At 71.5% G+C, this 13705-nt stretch carries 11 protein-coding genes and 1 tRNA gene; 3 read left to right on the forward strand and 9 right to left on the reverse strand.

The window, feature by feature from the left end; genetic code table 11:
• Position 1: 1 nt before the first annotated feature.
• Positions 2-1735 (reverse strand): sensor histidine kinase, encoded by a 1734-nt coding sequence (locus ABD331_RS50000; RefSeq protein WP_344492578.1) that lies wholly within the window; start codon positions 1733-1735, stop codon positions 2-4.
• Positions 1736-1902: 167 nt separating this feature from the next.
• Between ABD331_RS50000 and ABD331_RS50005 the strand changes: the two genes are divergently transcribed.
• The 3 genes from ABD331_RS50005 (at position 1903) to lat (ending at position 5369) form a co-directional block, all read left to right on the forward strand.
• A complete protein-coding gene (locus ABD331_RS50005; protein ID WP_344492581.1) occupies positions 1903-3276 on the forward strand; it encodes a serine hydrolase in 1374 nt (457 codons plus the stop codon).
• A gap of 217 nt (positions 3277-3493) precedes the next feature.
• Entirely contained in the window at positions 3494-4036 is a 543-nt protein-coding gene (locus ABD331_RS50010) for an HdeD family acid-resistance protein (RefSeq protein ID WP_344492584.1), read from the forward strand.
• A 64-nt stretch (positions 4037-4100) separates the two neighbouring features.
• Positions 4101-5369, forward strand: coding sequence for an L-lysine 6-transaminase (gene lat, locus ABD331_RS50015; protein ID WP_344492587.1), 1269 nt, complete (start codon positions 4101-4103; stop codon positions 5367-5369).
• 1 nt (position 5370) lies between these two features.
• Here lat and ABD331_RS50020 read toward each other — a convergent pair whose 3' ends face one another.
• The 8 genes from ABD331_RS50020 to ABD331_RS50055 all read right to left on the reverse strand — a co-directional run.
• Positions 5371-6591 carry an NAD(P)/FAD-dependent oxidoreductase gene (locus ABD331_RS50020; RefSeq protein WP_344492590.1) on the reverse strand — a complete coding sequence of 407 codons (1221 nt, stop codon included), beginning with the start codon at positions 6589-6591 and terminating at the stop codon, positions 5371-5373.
• A 378-nt stretch (positions 6592-6969) separates the two neighbouring features.
• Positions 6970-7152, reverse strand: a complete 183-nt coding sequence (locus ABD331_RS50025) for a LuxR C-terminal-related transcriptional regulator (RefSeq protein ID WP_240972793.1) — start codon at positions 7150-7152, stop codon at positions 6970-6972.
• Between the two features lie 209 nt (positions 7153-7361).
• Positions 7362-7437: transfer RNA gene (locus ABD331_RS50030), tRNA-His, on the reverse strand.
• 68 nt (positions 7438-7505) lie between these two features.
• Positions 7506-8099, reverse strand: coding sequence for an oligoribonuclease (orn, locus tag ABD331_RS50035; protein ID WP_148434564.1), 594 nt, complete (start codon positions 8097-8099; stop codon positions 7506-7508).
• 68 nt (positions 8100-8167) lie between these two features.
• Positions 8168-9331: a DUF2510 domain-containing protein gene (locus ABD331_RS50040; protein WP_344492601.1), complete on the reverse strand. Its 1164-nt coding sequence runs from the start codon at positions 9329-9331 to the stop codon at positions 8168-8170.
• A 63-nt stretch (positions 9332-9394) separates the two neighbouring features.
• A complete protein-coding gene (locus ABD331_RS50045; protein WP_344492604.1) occupies positions 9395-10789 on the reverse strand; it encodes a protein kinase family protein in 1395 nt (464 codons plus the stop codon).
• A 76-nt stretch (positions 10790-10865) separates the two neighbouring features.
• Complete coding sequence (locus tag ABD331_RS50050) at positions 10866-12485, reverse strand: serine/threonine-protein kinase (RefSeq protein ID WP_344492607.1); 1620 nt, start codon at positions 12483-12485, stop codon at positions 10866-10868.
• A 107-nt stretch (positions 12486-12592) separates the two neighbouring features.
• The coding region (locus ABD331_RS50055; protein ID WP_344492610.1) for a PT domain-containing protein at positions 12593-13705 on the reverse strand (1113 nt) is incomplete at its 5' end.

A 13705-nucleotide genomic window follows, 5' to 3' on the forward strand; every position in this document is an offset into this window, starting at 1 on the left:
CTCACCCATCGACCGGCACCCATGCCTCCACCCTTGTCCCCTTTCCGGGTTCGCTGTCCACCGTCAGGCTGCCGCCGAGCGCGTCGAGCCGGTCCTCCAGCGTGGCCAGCCCCCGGCGGGCGGGCGTGGCCGGGTCGAAGCCCTTGCCGTCGTCGGCCACGGTGGCGCGCAGCCGGCCGCCGTCCAGCGCCAGGCCCACCTCGATGGTTGCCGCGCCCGCGTGCTTGAGCGCGTTCGCCACGGCCTCGCTCACCGTGAAGTACATCGCGCCCTCGATCTCGTCGGCGAAGCGCCTGGCCCGCAGCGGCGGGGGAGAGGTCACCGTCGTCCGTACGGGCAGGCGCGAGCAGCGCTCCTCCACCGCCTCCACCAGGCCGCCCTGGCTGAGCGCGGACGGGTGGATCCCGGCGGCCAGCTCGCGCAGGTCGGCGAGGGTCTGGCGGGCCTGCTCGCGCAGGTTCGCGAGCATGTCGGGGCCCGCGCCCGTCGCCCTGGCCAGCTCCAGGCCGGCGATGAGCGCGACTAGTTGCTGCTGCACGCCGTCGTGGATGTTGCGCTCGATGCGGCGGCGCTCGGCCTCCTGGGCGTTGATCAGTCTGGTGACCAGGCCGGCGCTCTGGATGGCCAGCCCGGCGGGCACGGCCAGCGCCTCCAGGAGCCTCCTGTCCACCCGGGTCAGCGGGCCCGCCTGCCGGGGGCCGCACTCGATGCGCCCGCCGCGCACCGGCAGCTCCAGCACCGCGGCGCCCTCCTGGTGGCCGGCGACGACGCGGGTGCCGTCCGGCAGCGTCACCGCGGCCCACCGCAGGTCCAGCCCGGTGCGCACCGCCGCCGCCAGCCGGCCGAGCTGCTCCACCGGCTCGGGCGTCTCGCGCAGCGCCGTGCCGAGATCGGACAGCACCTCGTCCACCGTCGGCCGCAGGTCGAACACCAGGTGCAGGCGCGAGCCGCGCAACCCGACGCGGACGTCGAGCAGCCGGTGCCGCACCACCGCCACCGCGATGGCGGCCGGCAGCGACCCCACCACGGCCAGCACCCCGGCCAGCCCCACCGCCGCGTGCTGGGCGCCGCCGATGTTGAACAGGGACAACAGCACCGCCCCCGCAGCGGTCGCCGCCATGCCGCCGACCATCCAGGCGTACTGCCCGCGCTCCACCCGCCCGCTGCGCCGCCACCGCAGCACCAGGCCACAGAACACGACCACCGACATCACCCACGTGACGAGCTGACCGGCCGCCGATGCGTAGACACCGGCCCACTGCGCCGCGGACAGCGGCCCGCCCGGCAGGTGGTACGGGTTGTATCCCCACGCCAGGTTTCCCCCGGCGTGCAGGGCGACCGCGCCGCCCGAGATCCACGCCACGGCCCGCCACCGGCGTCCGGGCAGCCGCCCGTCGGGGAACAGCAGCGGCACGAAGATCCAGGTGAGCCCGTAGAACACGGCGACCAGCGCGGTGAGGACGGTGGCGAGCGAGTGCGCCTCGCCACGGGCGGACAGGCCGACGCCGACCACGCCCAGCCCCAGCGCCAGCGCGGCGGCCAGCAGCAGCCAGCCGTAGCGCACCTCAGGACGCCTGACGGCCAGCAGCCAGCCCAGCGCGGGCAGCGGCAGGGCGAGCACGATGAACGCCCACTGCTGTGGCGGGGCGGGCAGGCCGCTCTCCAGGAGCGGGCCCGCCACCACCCCGCCGGCGGCGATCAACGCCAGCGGCGCGGCCACCAGCCTGGAACTCATAGGGCCCCATCGTGACGAGCGTTCGGGGGGAGCGTCTATGAGGTTATCCGCATATTTCCTACGGCTGGCCGCACCGGCGGGAACGGCGGCCCGCACGGTGGTGACGGGCCCGCCCGCCGCGATGTGCTGGGGTGAAGAAGCCGAGCTCGCGAAGGGAATCTTCACTCATGAACGCTCCGTCGAAGCCCGTCCCGATCCTCGCGGCGGCCGTGGCGGCGCTCGCCATGACGGCCTGCGCCGGGCGACCGGCCCCGGCCGAGGCAACGGGCGCCGGAATCTCCGCGACGCCCAACGGCACGCCTTCCCCGGCCACCGGCACGCCGGCCGGGGTCCCCGGCACTCCGGCGGGCCGCCAGCTCGGATGGCTGCTCGACGCGTCCACCCGCGCGCCCATCACGGAGGACGAGCTGGCCGATCACTTCACCGCCGACTTCCTCAAGGCCATTCCCCCCGCCCAGCTCAACCAGGTGCTGGCCACGTTCAAGGATCTCAAACTGGAGCGGCTGGAGACCTCGCAGGACCGTAGCCTGGTGGCCAGGGTCCTGGCCGGCGCGTCCGCGTTCGACGTCGCCCTCAGCGTGGACGCCGCAGGCCTGATGACCGGCCTGCGCTTCTCGGCGCCCACCCCGGGCACCTGGGGCGAGGTGGACGAGCGGCTCGCCAGGCTCTCCCCGCGCACCGGCTTCCTGGCCGCCGAGCTGACCAAGGACGGCACGTGCCGCCCCGTGCACGGCGTCGCCGCCGGCGAGCGAGGGCCGCTGGGGTCCATGCTCAAGCTGTACGTGCTGGGCGCGGTGGCCGAACGCATCGGGAGCGGCGCGTTCGGCTGGGACACCGAGCTGACGATCACGCCGGAGCTCAAGAGCCTGCCGTCAGGCGAGCTGCAGGACCGGCCCGACGGCAGCCGCGTCACCGTGCTGGAGGCCGCCAAGCTGATGATCTCCATCAGCGACAACACGGCCACCGACCTGCTGATCCACAAGGCAGGCCGCAAGGCGGTCGAGCGCACGATGCGCGCCTGGGGCGTGCGCGACAAGCGCAACGTGCCGTTCCTGACGACGCGCGACCTGTTCGTGCTCAAGGGCGTCGGCTACCCGCGCCACGCCAAGCGGTACCTGTCGCTGAACGACGCCGGGCAGCGGGCCTACCTGGACAAGGTGGTGGCGAAGGCGCCGCTGTCGAAGTTCGCGATGTGGAGCGCGCCGCGCGAGCTGGACACGCTGGAGTGGTTCGCCTCGCCGGCCGAGATCTGCCGGGCGTACGCGGGGCTGGTGAAGCTGGGCGACCGGCGGATCGGCGAGGTCATGTCGATCAACGACGGCGGCCTCGGGCTGGACAAGGCGCAGTGGCCGGCCGTGTGGTTCAAGGGCGGGTCGGAGCCGGGGGTCTCCGACATGAGCTTCCTGGCCCGTACGGCGCAGGGCAGGACGTATGTCGTCACCACGATGGCGATCGACAGGAAGGCCCCGGTCGGCGGGCAGGTGGGGCTGGACCAGGTGGCGGTGACGCGCGGCGCCTTCGCCCTCGTCAAGGCGCCCTGATCGCGTTGCCGTACTCGGAACGTGAACCTCGGCGCAGAGCAGTACCTCTCGGTGACGACCTACCGTAAGGACGGCACCCCGGTCGCCACCCCCGTCTGTCACAGTGGCCGTGCGGATCGCCGACGGGTGACCTGCCGCTGATCTGCTCCCGTACGGATCACCGACATTTGACCCGCTGCTGGTCTGTTTCCGGGTGGATGCCGGAAAGCAGACCAGCATGGGGGAAATCTCTCGTTCATGGTGGCTGCTGCTCGTCAGAGGGCTGGCGGCGATCGTCTTCGGCATTCTGGCGCTCATCTGGCCGGGCATCACCCTGCTCGTCCTGGTGATCTTCTTCGGCGCGTACGCCCTCGTCAGCGGCGTCTTCGCGCTGTTCGCCGGGTTCCGGCACGGCGCCCGGTCGCGCGCCTGGCTGATCATCTCCGGCGTCATCGGCATCCTCGCCGGCATCGTGGCGTTCGTCTGGCCGGGCATCACCTCGCTGGCCCTGCTCTACGTCGTGGCCTTCTGGGCCGTCTTCACGGGCGTCTCGGAGATCGCGGCAGGGATCCACCTGCGCAAGCTCATCGACAACGAGTGGATGTTCATCGTCGGCGGCGCGCTGTCGGTGATCTTCGGTGTGCTGCTGCTCATCTGGCCGGGCGCGGGCATGCTCAGCCTCGTCTGGCTGATCGGGATCTTCGCGATCCTGTACGGCATCGCCATGATTGCGTTGTCCCTGAGAGTGAAGAACTTCACGCCGAGGGCTGGCATGACGTAAATTTTGTATATATAGCCGTGTTCCTCAAGAGGAATGACAGGATCCGGCCCATTGTGGAGGCGCCATGGACGTACACACCCGCCTTGCCCGCCACCTGCTCGTCGACGGTTACCGGCTCGTGCTCGACCTGGAGCTCAGCCACGGCTCCTGGCTGGTCGACGCCCGCAACGGCCGCCGCTACCTGGACTTCTACACCTTCTTCGCCTCCGCCCCCCTCGGCGTGAACCCGCCCTTCGACCCCGACCACGTCCGGCTGCTCGGCCAGGTGGCCCGCAACAAGCCGGCCAACCCCGACATCTACACCGAGCACCTGGCTGACTTCGTCGACACCTTCGCCCGCGTGCTCGGCGACCCCGGCCTGCCGCACCTGTTCTTCGTCGAGGGCGGCGCCCTGGCCGTCGAGAACGCGCTGAAGACCGCCTTCGACTGGAAGAGCCGCCACAACGAGGCCGCGGGCCGCTCCCGCGACCTGGGCACCAAGGTGCTGCACCTGACCAGGGCGTTCCACGGCCGCAGCGGCTACACGCTCAGCCTCACCAACACCGAGCCGGGCAAGACCGACCGCTTCCCCATGTTCGACTGGCCGCGCATCGACGTGCCCGCCATCCACTTCGGCGACGTCGAGGCCGCCGAGGAGCGGGCGCTGGCGCAGGCGCGGGCGGCGTTCGAGCGGCACCCGTACGACATCGCCTGCTTCATCGCCGAGCCCATCCAGGGCGAGGGCGGCGACAACCACATGCGGCCCGAGTTCCTCCAGGCGATGCAGCACCTGTGCCACCAGAACGACGCGCTGTTCGTCCTCGACGAGGTGCAGACCGGCGGCGGCACGACCGGCACGCCGTGGGCGTACCAGCAGCTCGGGCTGGAGCCCGATGTGGTGGCGTTCGCGAAGAAGGTGCAGGTCGGCGGGATCATGGCGGGGCGCAGGGTGGACCAGGTGCCCGACAACGTGTTCCAGCAGAGCGGCCGGATCAACTCCACGTGGGGCGGCGGCCTGGTGGACATGGTGCGCAGCCGCGGCATCCTGGAGATCATCGAACGCGACGGCCTGATCAACCGCGCCGCCACCGTCGGCAACGTGCTGCTCGAACGCCTGTCGAAGCTGGAGGCCGAGCACCCGCGGGCGATGTCGAACGTGCGGGGCCGCGGCATGATGTGCGCCTTCGACCTGCCCGACCAGGCCGCCAGGGACGCCCTGGTGACCCGGCTGCGCGAGGAGCACGGCGTGCTGGTGCTGCCCTGCGGCCCCAGGTCCGTACGGCTGCGCCCCGCGCTGAACATCCCCGAGCCCGACATCGACCACGGCCTGGCCGCACTGTCCGCGGCCCTGTAGATCACTGGGTGACGCTGGCCCTGCTTCGGTGCGGGCCGGCGTACCGCCAGAAGAAGTTGAGCAGCACGCTGAGCCGGTTACGGCCGCCCAGCAGGTACGCCACGTGAATGAAGATCCACACCAGCCAGGCGGGCAGCCCGCGCATCGTCAGCCCGTTCTCCAGTTGCAGCACCGCCTCGGCCTTCCCGACCGTCGCCATGATCCCGGGATCCTTGTAGGAGAACGGCTTCGCCTGCCCGCCCTTGGCCATCGCGGCGATCTCCCGGCCCACGTGCTTGCCCATCTGGATCGCCGGCTGCGCGAGCTGCGGCAGCGGATGCGGCGGCCCGGCCAGGTCGCCGACCACGAAGATCTCCGGCCGCCCCGGGACGTTCAACGCCTCCGTCACCGTGATCCGGCCGCCCTTGCCCTGCTCCAGCCCCCACGAACCCGCCTCGGGCGGCGCCGTCACGCCCAGCGCCCACACGGTCACGTCGCTGTCCAGCCGCGTCCCGTCCTCCAGCAGCACCGCGTCCGGCTCCACGCCGGAGACGGTCGCGCCCAGCCGTAGCCGCACGCCGCGCTTGCGCAGCGCCTTCGCCGCCGAGTCCCGCAACCGCGGCTTGTACGGCGCCAGCACGTACTCGAAGCGCTCCACCAGCGTCACGCTCGTCTGGTCCGGCCGCACCTCAGGATGCGTCAGCGGCAACGTGTTGCGCCGCAACTCGGCCAGCGTGCCCGCCATCTCCACCCCCGTCGCCCCGGCCCCGACCACCACGACGTGCGTGCTCTCCCGCCGGCCCGCGGCGGTGTCCTCCAGGTAGTGCTGCAACCGCCGCCGCAGGATCGCCGCGTCGGCCAGCGAGTAGATCGGCAACGCGTTGTCCTTGGCGCCCTGCACGTTCAGCCAGTTGGTGGTCACGCCGGTGGCCAGCACGAGGTAGTCGTAGTCGAGCGACCCGCCGTCGTCGAACTCCACCCGCCGCTCCTCCGGCATGATCTTGCTCAACGCCGCCCGGCGCGCCCGCACATTCGGCCACTTCGCGGCGAACGTCCTGGTGGGGTAGGACACGTCCGCCGTGCCCATGCCGGCCGTGGCCACCTGGTAGAGGAGGGGCTGGAAGGTCGAGTACGGGTTGCGGTCCACCAGCGTCACCAGGGCTCCGCTTCTGGCCAGCTCCCGCGTCGCCGCCAATCCGGCGAAACCGGCACCCACGACGACGACACGCGCTCTCTGCACCATGATCTCTCCTTCCCCCTCAACGGGCTCATGGATGTCAATGGCACCGCCAGCTTCTCTTAAACCCGTCTGCGGGTTCGGGATGCCACAAACGGCCCTCCCCGCCACGCCGCGCGCGCGTCCGAGTCGTGCGCGCGCCTGTGCCCGCGTCGCGTCGCGCCTGAGGGCCTGAGCCGTGCGTGTGTAGTCGTGCCTGTGTTGTGCGCGCGCCGGGTGCGTGGCCGTCCCGTGCGCGGCGTCGGGCAGGCGCAGTCGGACGGGCGGGCGCGTCGGGCGGGCGGGGGGCGGGGGTGGTGGGCCGTTGGGGGTGTTGGCGCACGACGATCACCCGGTGCGGCCCTGGAGTTCGCCGCAAGGCCAGGTGAGAGCCGCCGCCGATCGCTACTGCCGCCGCGACCGCCACAGCCCGATGGCCGTGACCCTGGAGTCCACGCCGAGCTTGGCGTAGATCCGGTTGACGTGGTTCTTGACGGTCTTCTCGCTGAGAAACAGCCGCTGTGCGATCTGCCCGTTGGACTGACCGGTGGCGATCAGGTCCATGACCTCGGCTTCTCGTTTGCTCAAGGACGTGAACACGCTATCGAAAGCTGCGTCGTCGACTCTCATCCGGCCTCCGGGGGCGCGCAGACTGTCAAGATCGCCGATGGCCCCCGTGCTGCCGGCGTTAGCGTTAGACAGCGAGCATAACCCGCATTGTCATGATTTGGGGTCGTTGCCCAGAAGAACCAGAAGAAAACGCGAACGGCCGGTCCTCAAGGACCGGCCGTTCGCCGTGGGGTGAGTGAAGGGACTTGAACCCTCGACATCCAGGACCACAACCTGGCGCTCTGCCAACTGAGCTACACCCACCACGGCCGCCCGCTGTGTGGCGGCACAGGAAAAGTGTAGCGGGATTCGGGAGTCTTTACGCCACTCGATTAACCGCTGACGCGCTCAGCCAGGGCTCTGGCCGTGGACGAGTCGGGCCCGGGCTGGCCGACGAAGATGGCCGCGCGGTAGTACCGCAGCTCCCTGATGCTCTCCGTGATGTCCGCCAGAGCACGGTGTCCGCCCTGCTTCTCGGGCGCCGCGAAGTAGACCCGTGGATACCAGCGGCGTACCAGCTCCTTGATGGACGAGACGTCCACCATCCGATAGTGCAAATACGCATCCACCCCGGGCATGTCGCGCGCGATGAACGTGCGGTCGGTGCCGATCGAGTTGCCGCACAGCGGGGCCTTCTTCGGCTCGGGCACGTGGCGGCGGATGTAGTCGAGCACGAGCGACTCCGCCTCGGACAGCGTCACGCCGCCCGCCAGCTCGGGCAGCAGCCCCGAGGCGGTGTGCATCTCGCGCACGACCTGCGACATCTGCTCCAGCGACTCGGGCGGCGGCTTGATGACCACGTCGACGCCCTCGTCCAGCTGATTGAGCTCGCTGTCGGTGATGACGCACGCCACCTCGACGAGCGCGTCTCGGCTCAGGTCGAGCCCGGTCATCTCGCAGTCGATCCAGACCAGCAAGTCACTCATACGATCTCCTCGCCCAGCGGCTCGGAGCAATCCGCCCGCTTGTTACACCACCAGCCTAGTGCCACCGGTCAGGCGGGCTTGAGCGAGCTGAGAACCTTGCTCACCACGTCGGTGCCGAGATTGTCGGGAACGGACACGTAGATGATCGCCGGGCTCTGGCCCTCGCCGCGGTCCATCAGCACGATGGCCCCGTTCTCCTTCTTCCACTTGTAGCCGTTCTCCTCCGAGATCTTCGTGAAGTCCAGCTCGAACTGCAGCACGTACGCGTCACGGTCGCCGATCTTCATGGCCTTGTCGGCCACGACCTTGCTCTCGTGCGCGAGCTGGTAGTACTGCGTGGAGAAGTGCACGAAGACGGCCTTGGCCGTGTCGCCCATGCCCGAGACGCCGGTGTAGGGGTAGAGCTCGTTCAGCACGCCCGTGTAGACGTTGCCGATCCAGTCGCCGTCGCCCTGGTAGTTCTCGTGCGAGACGGCCTTCACCCCGGCGGTGAACTGCTGGTCCGTGGGGCTGCCGCTGTTGACGTCGGCGGGGGCGGCGACGTCCCAGTCGTCCGGCACCTGGAAGGAGACGCCGGCGCGCGGGTCGGTGACGACCCCGCCGACCGGCTGCGGGAACTCGGCGCCCTGGCTGGGCAGCGGCTGCTGCTGGGTGGGCGGCTCGTTCGTGGGCGGCTGTTGCGGCTCGAACGTGTCGCTCTGCCTGGGCTGCGCCGTGTTGTCGCGGTCGCCGCTGTTGATGAAGAAGATCCCGGCGACCACGATCAACGCGATCACCAGCAGCGCCGCGAGCCCGCCGAACACCCAGGGCAGCGGGTTGCTCTGCTTGGGCGGCGGCCCGTAGCCGGGGCCTGGCAGCGGCGCGCCGCCCCACTGCGGCTGCTGTTGCTGCTGGGTGGGGGCGGAGGGCGCGCCGTAGGCCCCTTGCCCGTAGGTCGGCTGGCCGAACTGGGCGGTGGGGTTCGCCGGCGTCATGGACCAGCCGGGACCCGGCTGCGACTGCGGCTGGGATGGGGGCTGGGCCTGGAACTGCGGCTGGGATGGGGGCTGAGCCTGCGGCTGGGAGTGCGGCTGCGACGGGGGCTGGGGCTGGGGCCCGGAGGACGGCTGCGGCTGCGCCGGGCCCTGCTCCTGCGCATGGGTGGCGTCCGTCCACTGGTTGCCGTCCCACCAGCGGAGCTGGGGCTCTCCGTAGGGGTCCGGGTACCAGCCCGCGGGGGTCTGCGTGGTCATGTTCGCCAGATTAGTAAGAACCGCTTTGAGATGCATGGGCGAGATGCATCGGCGGGCGAGAGATCAACACTTGTACGCGAAGCTCGCCTTGTCCGTGATCACCGGTCCAGGGGTGAGGACGCGCAGTGTCGCGGTGGCCTTGACGCTGCTCTTGCCGCGCAACGTCCACCTCAGCGGCACCGTGTACGAGGTCTGGTCGGCCTTGGTGCGCAGCGTTCCCTTGACGACTTCCTTGTCCAGATTCTTACGCCATTCATAGGTGATCTCCCCGGGAGCGCCGTTCGTGACGACGGTGGCGGTGATCATGACGGCGCTGTCGCAGCCCTGCGTCTTCTTCGGCGCCACCACGTTGATCGACTTCACCGCCAGGTCCGGGGTGTTGCCCAGCGTGAACCAGGCCAGGATCGCGCCCGCCATGATCACCGCGAAGACGGCCGTGGCCAGGACCGTACGGCGGCGTCTCGCCCGCGACGCCTTGGCGGCCCGGCCGCCGGGGCGGTGCACGGTGGCCGCCTCGCCGCGCCCCTCCCGCCAGATCCGCTGGGCGGGCGTCTCGCCTCCCTGCGGCTGCGTGCTCACACCGGGCCCGAACTGGACCGGCCCCGACGGCTCCTGCGGCTGAGTGCTGACACTCGAACGACTGGACCCGCCCGCCCCGCCGAAGCCGCCCGCCGCGCCTGGAGGCAGTGGTCCCGCCGACTGTCCGGGCACGCGCAGGAGCGTGACGATGTCGCCCTCGTCCTGCGGCGTCGGGACCGGAGGCCGCGCGTACGACGGAGCCTGCGCGAACGCCGACCGCCCGCGCGCCGCCCTGGCCAGCCCGTCCCGGCTGATCCGGCCTCCCGGCAACCGTCCCCGCTCGTTGACCAGCAGGTCACGCGCGGTGCCCAGGCCCAGCGTCTGGGCGGTGGCCGCGGCTCGTTCGAACAGCTCGGCGGGCTCGGGAGCGCCGCGCCCGACGGCGGCGGCCAGCCCGCGGGCCAGCGAGGCCCATCCGGCCGCGTCGCGCTCGCGCGGTGACACCTGGGCGCGGATGGCGTCGTACAGGCCGCGCTCCGACAGCAGCGAGACGCCTTCCGCCGTGATCACCACCGTGCCGGGGTGCACCGAGCCGTGCGTCGTCCCGGCGGCGTGCAGCGCGAGCAGCGTCTGGGCGGTCTCCACCAGGACGGACGCCGCGCCGTTCGGATCGATGGGCGCGACGGCGAGCAGGTCGGCCAGCGTGGGCGAGACCGCCTGCGCGGTGAGCAGCCACACCTGGTCGCCCGCCGCGACCACGTCGGCCACCGGGATCAGCCCGGTGAGCCCGGCCAGCACCAGCCGCTGATCGGTCATGACCGCCTGGACGACGCGGTCGCGCACGCCGGGCAGCCCGATGAGCTTGGGATCGAACAGCAGGGCCCCCGCCCTGCGCCCGTCAGGAGAGATGGCGTCGATCCAGTTGCCGAGCTCGGTCATCCACGTGTGCTCGGTGAGCCGAAACCCGGCGATACCGTTTCCAGGGTTGTCCATCGCCGTTGCCCCCCGGCCGCGTCTAGCGCTTCCTTCTGTGGCGTCCCGCCATCCTGCGCCTCACCGCAAGTGTGACCGGTAGTGCGCCCGTAGTCACCAGGGTGAGCGCCAGCAGTGCGGCGGCGGACTCCCTGCGCGGCGGCTCTTCGGGCGTGGGCTCCTCGCCGCCTGGCTCTCCGTTGTCGTCACCCGTGGGGGTCTCAGAGGGACGGGTCGTGGAGGGCGGCGGGGACTGGGTCGGAGTCGACGGGACGGGGGTGGGGCTCGCCGAGGTGGGGCCGGTCGTGGCGGGCACGCTGTCCTCCACCTCGCCGCTCATCTGCGGGTCCGGGGTTGTCGGCGTGGGGCTGGGGGTGGGCTTCTTCGTCTTGGGCGGCGTCTTCACCGGGGTGGGGGTGGGCGTCTTGGCGGGCTTGGCGGGCTTGGTGGCGGTCGGCTGGACGACCGGCGGCGCGGCGGTGGCCGAGTCCGTCGGGGTGGGCTCTGGAGTGGTCTCGTCGAGGGTCGGCTCGGCGGTCTCCTCGGGGACCGTCTCCTCCGGCTCGGGTGTGAACGCCTCCGTGGTGGTGGGCGTGACCGTGCTGGTCCCCGCCTGGAGCACCGGCGTGGCCGATCCGGAGGTGAGGATGACGACCGCCGCGGCGATCAGGACGCCGGCGCCCACCGCGCCCATGGCGATCTTGGCGGGCAGCTTGCTCAGCAGCTTCGTCGGCTCGGCGAAGCGGGTCTCGGCGAGCGAGGTCTGCGTCTCGGCGGGCTCGTCCAGCGCGCTGGGGAAGAGCAGCACGAGCAGGCCCGCCAGGGCGGCCAGGCGGCGCCGCCCGCGCTCCTCCCAGTCGGGTCCGTACGCCTCCGTCGCCACGGCCTCCAGCTCCGTCAGGAACGCCTCCGCCGACGGCGGCCGTTCGGCCGGGTCCTTGGCCAGGCCGCGCTCGACCAGCCCCTGCAGCGCCCCCGGCACCTCCTCGACCGGCGGCGGCGCGCTCTGGTGCTGGCGGGCCAGCGCCGCCATGTTGGGCGCGCGGAACGGCCGCATGCCGGTCAGGCACTCGAAGAACACGACGGTGGCCGCGTACACGTCGGTCGAGGGACCGGCCGGCGCGCCCGCCCACTGCTCGGGCGCCATGTACGGCGGCGTGCCCGCGGCGCCGGCCTCCTCGCCGGCCCGGACGGCGATGCCGAAGTCCACGAGCTTGCTGGTGCCGTCGCCGCGCACCATGACGTTCTCGGGCTTGAAGTCGCGGTGCACGACGCCGATCGCGTGCGCGGAGGCCAGGCCGAGCAGCGAGCCCTTGAGCACGGTCAGCGCCGCCTCGGCGCCCGTGGGACCCTCGGACCTGAGGAGCTCGCGCAGCGACACGCCGTTGACCAGCTCCATGACGATGGCCGCGCCCTGCCCCGCCTCGACGTAGTCGATCAGCCGGGCGTGGTACTGGCTCTGCAGCGTGGCCAATAAGCGGGCCTCGTGCCGGAACCTGGCGACGAACCCGACGTCGGATCTCAGCTCGTCGCTGAGGTACTTGATGGCGACTTCCGCGCCGTCGTAGTCACGCGTGGCCAGGACCACCCGACCGGCCGCGCCTGAGCCGAGCTCACGCACCTCGGTGTAGCCGGGGACCCCCCATGGCCCATCACCGTACATAACGGACTCCTCTGGAGTTCTGTGGGCCCCCACCCTCATCAAACGGTCCGTAGCTTAACCAGAGGGAACCGCTTTCCCGCTACCGATATACGACAACTGGATAAATATCACTCAGAGGTGCCGGGGGAGTCGGGGTTCGGCTCCTTGCTCGGCTCCTTGGTGGCTTCCTGCGTGGGCTCCTTCGTGGGTTCCTTGGTCGGCTCCTTCGTCGGCTCCTTGGTCGGTTCCTTCGTGGGCTCTTCCTCGGGGCACTTCGGCGTGCTGCCGCTGCGCGTGGCCGTCCCGCTGGCCGCCGCGGGCGTCGTGGCGGCCGTCACCGACCAGCTCGTGCCGCATGGCAGCCGCACCTCGTAGGCGAAGGTCCGGCTGTAGGAGGTGTCGCCCGACAGGGTGACCGTCCGGGTGTGCGTGGACTGGCCGGCCCTGAACCTGACCGTGAGCCGTACCGGCTGGGTGCCGCCCGCGGTGACGCTGACCGGCGCGCTGAGCCCGCCCTTGGTGCCGACCTCGCCGATCGAGACCTGCCGCACGCGCGGCGGGCAGGGCACCGAGACGCGCGCCGTGTCGGTCCTGTCGCCCGCGCTCACCTGCACCGACAGCGTCGAGCCGCAGGGACGGGTGCGGAAGACGTGCCTGAACGTCTCGCCGTACGAGGTGCGGCCCGACAGCGTCGCGGACCGGGTGGCGACCGGGTCGCCGTTGACCGCGAACCGGGCGCTGACCGGGATCTCACCCGTGCCGCTCGCGGTGACCCGCACCCGCGCGGCGGCGGTGCGGGCGGGGGCGGCGGGCAGGTTGAGCGTGACGTTCAGCGCGGTCACCTTGGTCGGGCAGGCCGGGAGGGTCACGGACGCCGAGCGGGGGCCGCCGGTGGGGGCGGGGAGGGTGGTGACGGTCAGGGTGACCGTCTTGCCGCATGTGCGCTCGCCCAGCGACCAGGTCAGGCGCTGGGTGTAGCTGCCGGCGCCGCTGAGGTTCAGGCGCTCGGTGCGGCCGTCCTCGCCGGGGGCCGACCAGGTGGCGATGGCGGTGACGGCGCCGGTGCCGCTGGTGCGCAGGCCGATCGTGCTGGTGGCGACGCCGTTCTCGCCGATGGTGATCTCACCCACGGTCACGCCCAGCACCGAGGTGTCCGGCGGCGGCTCCTCGGTGGTGGGAGGCGTGGTGGTCGGTGTCGTGGGAGGCGTCGTGGTGGGCGTGGTGGGAGGCGTCGTGGTCGG

The organism is Nonomuraea monospora, assembly GCF_039531895.1.
GTDB lineage: Bacteria > Actinomycetota > Actinomycetes > Streptosporangiales > Streptosporangiaceae > Nonomuraea > Nonomuraea monospora.